The sequence below is a fragment of the uncultured Lamprocystis sp. genome, assembly GCF_903933125.1.
Classification (GTDB): domain Bacteria; phylum Pseudomonadota; class Gammaproteobacteria; order Chromatiales; family Chromatiaceae; genus Thiodictyon.
This window is the reverse complement of the sequence record NZ_CAIZIZ010000586.1, coordinates 1-1,903: the sequence shown is the minus strand read 5'-3', so window position 1 is coordinate 1,903 and position 1,903 is coordinate 1. Positions and strand designations below refer to the sequence as shown.

The following is a 1,903-nucleotide window of genomic DNA, read 5'->3' as shown; positions in this document are numbered from 1 at the left end:
GTGACGGCTGGTGTTTTGGTCGACTTCAGACGATACCGCCGGTCTCCCGCTGCCGCCACCTCCGCAGGAGCCGCCGGCCCTGGTCCAGCCCACCCGTGCACAGCGCCCGGCCTCAGGCAAAAATGGCCAAAGTCGAGATTCCAACACCCTGACGACTTTCGCGACCGCATCGTCTTGATCCCGGTAAATCAACTCATCGCTCATAACGATCTCCGCTGGCCCTCCTTGGTTCGGTACAAAGGGAATGCATCCCGCCTTGACATACTCGGCCACCGAAATGCCAAAAGCCTCTCCGGTACACCCGTGTATCGCAAAACGATGTTGCGCCAGCAACGCCATCTTCGCTGTTCCGACCAGATAGCCATCGGCAAAACACCAGGCAGCGTTGCGCGCGATCTGATCGCGGATCGCCCGCCCGTAGCCATCATCGCCCACCGCCCCGACGATATGCAGGTGAACGTCGTGACCAGCGGCCCTTACCCGCCCCAGGTTGTCGATCATCCGCTCGATACGCTTCTGATGACTGACGCGCCCCCTCAGGACAAAGCCGTCTTCCCGCTGCTCCCAAGGAAGCGTCGGCGCGGCGTCGGCGACCGGCGGGAATATCACCCGATTACTGATGAGTCCCAAGCGTAAATGGAGCAGATCGGCGGTCCATGCGGAATTGGCGACCAGCCAATCTTCGCCGCCCTGATAATGGCTTGTGCCGGCGATCGTACGCGTCAAGGCAAGATAGCCATCACGCGGCATACCACCGCGATGAAACCAACGTCTCGCCCCCCGACGATCGGGTAGTATTGGCGACGCAACGTATCGTCAAAGGAAACATCAGTAACGAATTGGATCGCGGGCCTGCCGAAATCCATCATGTTATAACCACTAAGACAAACATCGAACCGCGCCGCCACCGAGCGCAGGAAGCGCGCGAACAGCGCTCCCCGTAAAGCATCCGTATGGCCTATGGCCCATCGTCGCCATTGCGAAGAAAGCAATACGTCGAAGTGATTCGGCTCAAGATTCGTTCCACAATGCCCGTTCAACCTCGCGAGATCGATCGGACAACCGGATGCGATACTCACCTCGCAGTACCCGCGCAGAGCTTCGACACCCCACAGTACCCTGAACGCTGAGCCTCCGGAGGCCAGACAGGGATGCGCGATCAAGACCGTCTGCATCGCATCTCCAGGATCATTCAGTACGCTCAAAGTGGTAATGGATTTCCGTACCGCGCGGCACATGCCACGCTGACTGGAAGCCGTGCTCTCGCATGAACGCCACAATATCCCCGGCGGAGGCGCCCTGCGACCGCAGCAGATCCGGGTAGCCCAGTTCGTTATTCTAGCAGAGTCACGAATCCGTAAGAACGCCTTCGCAGAGAGGGTTTATCATTGTTTATAAAGGAAAAAATTTTCCGGGAATTGCTGCCGCGAAACGGTTTCCAGGCGCGAGCCGGCAAGCGTCTGTCGCAAACGCTGGATTAGCTGCATCGCGCATTAATCTCCGATTGGCGCGACCACTCGATCAAGGACACCGCGGGCCCACCTCCTGCTCAGAATGGGATGGTCCAGACTCCGTGGAACGACCGCCAAGATGGTGAATATAAGCACTCTCGCATACACCTACCCCGCCCCCACTGGCAGTGAGCTTTCGACATAGGTCGACATCGTTGCCGATATGTTGCCGACAACCCGTAAAACTGCCGATCCGATCCCAATCCCGCTTGCGTATGAACAACGCGGCTCCCGTCACAAACGGACTGATGGGCCTTGATCATCGATTGGTCCACTGCTGCTAGGCCGCCACAGGGACGAGGTACGGCTGCCTCGCCGGGCGCGGTCGTCGTCGGGCCGGTCGAGCGGGCCAGGGCATGCGCTCGAGCACCTGCTCGAACAAGGACGGGTGG

2 protein-coding genes are annotated in these 1,903 nt (G+C 59.4%); both read right to left on the bottom strand.

Annotated elements, in window-relative coordinates; translation table 11 throughout:
* Positions 1 to 726, bottom strand: a 726-nt coding sequence (locus QZY03_RS31675; protein ID WP_295588402.1) for a glycosyltransferase, incomplete at its 3' end; no start/stop codon positions are given.
* Positions 723 to 1,175: a hypothetical protein gene (locus QZY03_RS31670; RefSeq protein ID WP_295588400.1), complete on the bottom strand. Its 453-nt coding sequence runs from the start codon at positions 1,173 to 1,175 to the stop codon at positions 723 to 725. The genes QZY03_RS31675 and QZY03_RS31670, both read right to left, overlap by 4 nt.
* Positions 1,176 to 1,903 lie beyond the last annotated feature (728 nt).

Bases quoted from the DNA above. Each gene is read 5' to 3' on its own strand.
- QZY03_RS31670 (WP_295588400.1), bottom strand. From the start codon at position 1,175: ATGCAGACGGTCTTGATCGCGCATCCCTGTCTGGCCTCCGGAGGCTCA.